This window comes from Actinoplanes sp. NPDC049599 (assembly GCF_044465625.1).
In the GTDB taxonomy this organism is placed as follows: Bacteria; Actinomycetota; Actinomycetes; order Mycobacteriales; family Micromonosporaceae; genus Actinoplanes.
Genome location: NZ_JBITLX010000009.1, coordinates 192262 through 198583 on the forward strand (window position 1 = coordinate 192262; position 6322 = coordinate 198583).

General features: G+C 73.8%; 8 protein-coding genes. 2 read left to right on the plus strand and 6 right to left on the minus strand.

The window, feature by feature from the left end; genetic code table 11:
* Positions 1-155 precede the first annotated feature (155 nt).
* The 6 genes from ACIBQZ_RS19015 to ACIBQZ_RS19040 form a co-directional block, all read right to left on the minus strand.
* Positions 156-671, minus strand: a complete 516-nt coding sequence (locus ACIBQZ_RS19015; protein ID WP_396090011.1) for a GNAT family N-acetyltransferase — start codon at positions 669-671, stop codon at positions 156-158.
* Positions 671-1411 (minus strand): SDR family NAD(P)-dependent oxidoreductase, encoded by a 741-nt coding sequence (locus ACIBQZ_RS19020; protein ID WP_396090012.1) that lies wholly within the window; start codon positions 1409-1411, stop codon positions 671-673. Before ACIBQZ_RS19020 ends, ACIBQZ_RS19015 begins: the two co-directional genes overlap by 1 nt.
* A gap of 89 nt (positions 1412-1500) precedes the next feature.
* A complete protein-coding gene (locus tag ACIBQZ_RS19025; protein ID WP_396090013.1) occupies positions 1501-1938 on the minus strand; it encodes a hypothetical protein in 438 nt (145 codons plus the stop codon).
* Positions 1935-2753 (minus strand): DUF692 domain-containing protein, encoded by an 819-nt coding sequence (locus tag ACIBQZ_RS19030; RefSeq protein WP_396090014.1) that lies wholly within the window; start codon positions 2751-2753, stop codon positions 1935-1937. Before ACIBQZ_RS19030 ends, ACIBQZ_RS19025 begins: the two co-directional genes overlap by 4 nt.
* A complete protein-coding gene (locus tag ACIBQZ_RS19035; protein ID WP_396090015.1) occupies positions 2750-3661 on the minus strand; it encodes a TIGR04222 domain-containing membrane protein in 912 nt (303 codons plus the stop codon). Before ACIBQZ_RS19035 ends, ACIBQZ_RS19030 begins: the two co-directional genes overlap by 4 nt.
* Positions 3662-3725: 64 nt before the next feature.
* Positions 3726-4304 (minus strand): TetR/AcrR family transcriptional regulator, encoded by a 579-nt coding sequence (locus ACIBQZ_RS19040; protein WP_396090016.1) that lies wholly within the window; start codon positions 4302-4304, stop codon positions 3726-3728.
* A 162-nt stretch (positions 4305-4466) separates the two neighbouring features.
* Between ACIBQZ_RS19040 and ACIBQZ_RS19045 the strand changes: the two genes are divergently transcribed.
* Both ACIBQZ_RS19045 and ACIBQZ_RS19050 read left to right on the plus strand, forming a co-directional pair.
* Entirely contained in the window at positions 4467-5114 is a 648-nt protein-coding gene (locus ACIBQZ_RS19045) for an HAD family hydrolase (protein WP_203763192.1), read from the plus strand.
* 153 nt (positions 5115-5267) lie between these two features.
* Positions 5268-6188, plus strand: a complete 921-nt coding sequence (locus ACIBQZ_RS19050) for a serine protein kinase RIO (RefSeq protein ID WP_396090017.1) — start codon at positions 5268-5270, stop codon at positions 6186-6188.
* Positions 6189-6322: the final 134 nt, after the last annotated feature.

Here is a 6322-nt window from a genome sequence, read left to right on the forward strand (position 1 = left end):
AGGCCGAACCGGCGGTCGGTCAGGCTGCCGGCTGGTCATCGGGCGGACCGGCGGGTGGTCAGGCCGAACCGGCGGTCGGTCAGGCTGCCGGCTGGTCGTCGGGCGGACCGTCGGATGGTCAGGCCGAACCGGCGGTCGGTCAGGCTGTTGGCCGGTCATCGGGCGAACTGTCGGGTGGTCAGGCCGAACCAGCGGTCGGTCAGGCCCTCGTCCGTCATTCCGAGGCGGCCCGCGACCGCCTGGCTGGGCCCGTTGTCCGGGTCGGTCAGCGCCAGCACCCGGGGCAGCGCCGCGATGTCGAGCAGGGCCCGGGCCGCCTCGGTCACCAGACCGCGGCCCTGCCGGTCGGGGTGCAGGTGCCAGCCGACCTCGACCTCGCCGGTGGGTCCCGCCGCGTCCGCCAGCGGCATCAGCAGCACGGTGCCCATCGGCACGTCGTCCTCGTGCGGCACGAGCGCCCACAGCCCGAGCGGCGGGGTGACGGAGGCGTGCCGCACGAGGACGCGGTGCAGCCGTTCGCGGGCCTCGGTGCGGTCGGCGACGACTCGCCGCGGGTGCGGACCGAGCCAGCGCCGGACCTCCCACCGCGAGTACAGGTCGAAGTACGCGGCCAGGTCGTCGCCGGTCCAGGACCGCAACGCGAGGCGACGGGTGCGCAGCAACTCCATCATCAGTCCATCACGTGGCCGCCGTTGACGGTGATGCGCTCACCGGTGACGAAGCGGGCCGCATCCGACGCCAGGAACGCGACCACCTCCGCGACCTCGCCGGGCGTGCCCATCCGGCCCAGCGGAACCTCTCGCCGGTAGCTCTCCAGGTGGCTCGGGTCGATGCCGGCGTGGCGTTCCACCGGGATCCAGCCGGGCGCGACCACGTTGACGGTGATGCCCCACGGGCCCAGCTCGCGCGCCCAGGTGCGGGTCAGTGAGAGCTGTGCGCCCTTGGCGGCGCTGTAGGCCGACATGCCCGGGGCGGCCCGCTCGACCAGGTCTGATCCGATCTGGACGATCCGGCCGCCGCCGCGCGAGCGCATCCCGGGCGCCACCGCCCGCATCAGCAGGGTGGGACTCTTCACGAAGAACGCGAGCTGGTCGAGATGGTCCTGCCAGGTGACGTCGACCGCGTTGATGACCGGCTGCGGCCCGGTGGCGTTGGGCACCAGCACGGCGATCGGCCCGAGCCCGGACTCGACCGCGGCGACCAGCGCGGTGACATCGGCCTCGTCGGTGACGTCGCCCCGGAAGGCGGCCGCCCGCCCGCCGGCGGCCCTGATGTCGGCGACGACCCGCTCGGCGTCCGCGCGGTCGGGTAGATAGTTGACCGCGACGGGCCGGCCGTCGGCAGCCAGCCGCCGGGCGATGTGCGCACCGAGGCCCCGCGAGGCGCCGGTGACCAGAACCGAGCCGTCCATGCGGCGACGCTACCGGCCGGGTCCGACAGAAACCGGCCCGCGGGGCCGCGGCAGGATCCGGCGTCGGCCGGGGCGGCGTGACCGGTTGCTCAGCTGCGGCGCAGGATGCGTACCCGGCCGGCCAGCTGGAGGGCCACCGAGCCCGCGGCCCCGCGCACAGCCGGCGCCCGACGCGGGCTGGGGTTCGTCTTTCCGTCGTAGCTCAGCGCCGCCTCGCGCGCCGCCAGTTCCGCACCCGCCGCGGCCGGCAGCTCCCGCCGGGCCAGCAGCTCGCGGGCCAGGTCCCACCCGTCCCGCAGCGAGCCCTGCGTGGGTCGCGTCGCCGCCCACGCCGACCACAGCGGCCACCATCCGTCCCCGAGCGCCCGCGTCAGCTCCGGCCACTGCCGCGCGACCTCCCCGGCGCGCTTTCTGAGCAGCGCGACCCGCGCTGCCTCCACCAGCCGGGCGTCAAACCCCGGGGGTACGGCGGCCCCGCCGGTCAGTGCGGCCACCAGCGCCGCCTGCCGCTCCGCCAGCGAGGTCACGTCACCACCGGGTAGCCCGAGGCCGCCGCGATCGCGTCCAGTTCGCCGACGAGTTCCGCCGCCGCCGGGTAGTCGCCGTCGCGTTCCAGCATCAGGGCCGGTGGGCGCTTGCGGGCGCAGAGCTCGGTGATCAGGTCGAGGACCGGCTGGGGCACCGCGTCGGTGTGGGTGTCGTGGTAGATGCCGTCGCGTTCGGCGCCGCCGGCCACGTGGACGTACGCGATCCGCTCCAGCGGCACCCGGTCGAACAGCGCGCGGGGGTCGGTGCCGCGGTTGAGCGCGTTCGCGTACACGTTGGCGACGTCCAGCAGCAGCAGGGCGTCCGTGCGTTCCAGGATCTCGGTGAGGAACGCGCCCTCGTCCAGGTCGTCGTCCGGCCAGTCGAACAGGGCCGCGATCGGTTCCAGCGCGATCGGCACCGACAGCTCCGCCTGGGTGCGCCGCACGTTGGCGACCACCGCGTCGACCGCCTCGCGGCTGCGCGGGACCGGCAGCAGGTGCCCGGCCTCCACGCCGCCCGCCCGCACGAACGCGATGTGCTCGCTCACCAGCGGCGCGCCCAGCCGTTCCGCCACCGCCGCCAGGTGGGTGACGCGGGCCGGGTCGACCGGCTCCGCGCCGCCCAGCGACAGCTTCACCCCGTGCGGCACGACGGCCACGCCGCGGTCGCGCAGCTCGGCCAGGCCCATCGGCAGGTCGCCGTGCGCGTGCACGGACTCCGCCACCACCTCGGTGAACCGCAGGCCGGGCAGCTGCGTGACAAAGCCCGAGATCTCGGGGCGCCAGCCGATGCCCACGCCGTACTCGATGGTCATCCGCCGCACCCGCCGCCGCCGCAGCCACCTCCGCCGCCGCAGGAGGAGCTGCCGCCGCCGCACGACGAGGAACTGCCGGAGTCGCCGCCGCCGGTGTTGGAGCCGGTGCTGGAGTTGATCCGCTGGACCTCCGCCTCGGCGGCGAAGGCCGGGTCCATCGTGTAGAGCGCGGCCGTGCCGTAGAGGGCCACGCCCATCGCCGCGCCGGTGGCGCCGTAGGTCGCGTACGAGGGGGACTGGCCGGGCGAGAGGTAGGCGTGCTGCTGGCGCAGCGCGGCCATGCCCTTGTCGGCGGCGTGCGTCGCGCGCCGCTTGCGGGTCAGCAGCACGACCGTCACGATGCCGGCGATCACGATGGCCACCACCAGGAAGCCGACCGGCTTGTCGTTCTGGATGCCGTCGACGAGCCGGCCCACGCCGAGCACGAGCAGGGCCAGGCCGGCCAGGCTCCACGCCTGGGCGGTCTTGCGCCGGGCCTCGGGCACCGCGAGGCCCTGCGCCTCCAGGCCCTCCCGGAGCTGCCGGACCGCGGCGACGACCCACTGGTCGCCGGCCAGGTCGCGGGCCCGGATGCGGCGGCCCGCCGCGTTGTAGATGGCGTTGTCGAGCGGGGTGACGCCGGCGGGCATCGGGCCCGCCTGGTAGAGCGTCTTGCCGGGGCCGCCGGCGATGGCGCCGGCGCCGCGCAGGCCGCCCAGCGCGGCGTAGACGGCGAGCTGGTCGCCGCCGTTGAGGTAGGCGACCTGCTGCGGGCCGAGCCGGGTGAGCTCGGCGCGGCGGTCGCCGGCGAACAGGACCCGCCGGTGGATCGCCGAGAGGATCAGCACCGCGACGGTCGCGGCGAAGTAGAGGACGAGAAAAGCCGGTCCGGGGATGCCCCAGGTGTCACCCTGCGCCGCGAGATTCATGTCCGACCTCCCGAGCTTGTCGAGTTGCAGGACCTCATTGTGCAGGTCACTGCAACGACCGGGGTCACGGCCGCCGGACAGCTTCCTCCACGACGTCCAGCACCCGGCTCAGCTCGCCCGCCGGACGCCCGGTCGCCAGGTGCAGGACCAGGCCGTCGTAGGCCAGCTCGAGGAACTGGGTGAGCACCTCCACACCCACGTCGTCGCGCAGCACCCCGGCCTCGTGCTGGCGCTCCAGCCGTTCGCGGGTGGCCTCGGCGATCGCGGCCGACCGTTCGGCCCAGCGCTTGGCGAACTCGGGGTCGGTGCGCAGCCGCCGGGAGACCTCAAGCTGGCTGCCGAGCCAGCCGGCGGTGTCGCCGTCGCTGCTCCGGGCCTGGGCCAGCAGGTCGCGCATCACCTGGACCAGGCCGTTGCGGCGGACCGTGGCCACCATGGCGGCGGCGTCGTCCTCGGCGACCGCGAGGAAGAGCGAGTCCTTGTCCCGGAAGTGATGGAAAATCGCGCCACGTGAAAGCCCGGTGGCCTCCTCGAGCCTGCGCACGGTGGCACCCTCGTAACCGAAACGGGCGAAGCACCCCCGCGCCGCCGCGAGGATCTCGTGGCGGCGGGCGTCGAGCTGGTCCTGGCTAACCCTGGGCACGCTGCGATCGTGTCACGTCCGTTCCGGCCCTTGCAATCCGTACGTACGGCTTGCCAGTCGCCGGGGATTCGTGTCGCATGGTGCCAAATACGTCATCAGGGACGGCCTTTGTTAACACTGTTGGGCTGTTGGGTCCAGCATTCACTCACGTACAGTGCGCGGGTGCCTCTCGTCTTCCTTGCTCTGGACGACACCCTGCTCGATCGCAGCGGTGCGTTCCGACTGTGGGCGAAAGGTTTTCTCGACGAGATCGCGGCACCACAGGAAGACTTGGACTGGTTACTCTCCGTTGATGCTGACGGGCTGACCTCCCGGTGGGACCTGGCCGATCTGATCCGCGACCGGTACCAGCTGGACATCCCCTCGATCGACCTGCTCGAGGAGCTGCACGAGGGTCCGCTGGCCTACGAGCGGCTCGACCCGCTGGTGGCCTGTGCGCTGCAGATCGCCGGGGACGCGGGGTGGGTGCCGGTGGTGGTGACGAACGGCCCGCACGAGCAGCAGGAGACCCGGATCCGCCGCACCGGGCTGGACCGCTACGTCGCGGACTGGGTCATCTCGGAGCAGGCCGGCGTCAGCAAGCCCAATCCGCGGATCTTCGCGCTGGCCGCCCAGCGGGTCCGGATGCGCCTCGGCGGCGCCTGGATCGTGGGGGACAGCCCGGAGGCGGACATCGGCGGCGCGGCCGCGATGGGACTACCCAGCGTGTGGCTGCACCGGGGCCGGGACTGGATCGACAACCGGTTCGCGCCGACCCGGGTGGTCGGCAACGTCATCCAGGGGCTGTCCGCCGTCATGGCGGCCCGGTAATTCGGTTGCGCCGCCCGGGGTCGCCCGGGAGAGTGCATCGCGTACGTGTTCCGCGGGGTTTCTCGGACTGAAGGGGGTGAACCTCATGGCTGTCGTTGTCCTTCGCCATGCCCAGGTTTCCGTTCCTTCTTTCTTCTCCGAGGAGATCCTCCAGTGCGCGAGCACGACTCTTTCGGCCCGGCGACCATGCGCCGCGGCCGTCGCAAGTTCGATGACGACGACGCTTCCGACTTCCTGAAGCGGGGCCGGCTCGAGCCGGCCCTGGCCGAGGACCCCGACCTGCCCGAGACCGGCGACCGCTGGTCCACCTGGGACGGCGCCCTGCACGGCCCGCACCCCAGACCCGGCTGGATCCGCACCGAGCACGGCGCGGTCGACTCCGAGCTGGGCATGCTCAAGACCGGCAAGGAAGCCGACGTCTTCCTGGTCCGGCGCGAGCTGCCCGGCACCGGCCAGGTCAGCATGCTCGCGGCCAAGCGGTACCGCGACGGCGACCACCGGCTCTTCCACCGCGACGCGGGCTACCTCGAGGGCCGGCGGGTGCGCCGCTCCCGCGAGATGCGCGCGATGACCAACCGGACGGCGTTCGGCAAGGGGCTCATCGCCGGGCAGTGGGCGGCGGCCGAGTTCGGCGCGCTGTCCCGGCTCTGGCAGGTGGGCCAGGAGGGCGGCACGATCTCGGTGCCCTACCCGGTGCAGCTCATCGGCACCGAGCTGATGCTGGAGTTCATCGGCGACTGGGAGACCGGGGAGGCCGCGCCGCGGCTGGCCCAGGTGCGCACCGACCGCGACGGGCTCGAGGACCTGTGGCGGCAGATGACCGACGCGCTCAGCGTGCTGGCCCGGACCCAGATCGCGCACGGCGACCTGTCGCCGTACAACACGCTGGTGCACGAGGGGCGGCTGGTGCTCATCGACATGCCGCAGATCATCGACCTGATCGCCAACCCGCAGGGCGCCGAGTTCCTCGCCCGCGACGTGCGCAACGTCGCGAGCTGGTTCACCGCGCGGGGCCTGGCGGTGGACGCCGACGGGCTGATCGAGCGGCTGAGCTACGAGGCGGGCCTGTTGTGAGAGCGCGTCGCGGGGGGCGGGGGGGGGGGGGCCCCCCCCCCCCCCCGCGCGGCCCCCCCCCCCCCGCCCCCGGGGGGGGGGCGGCGCCCCCCGCCCGGGGGGGTGCCCAGCCCCCCGCCCCCCCCCCCCCCCGG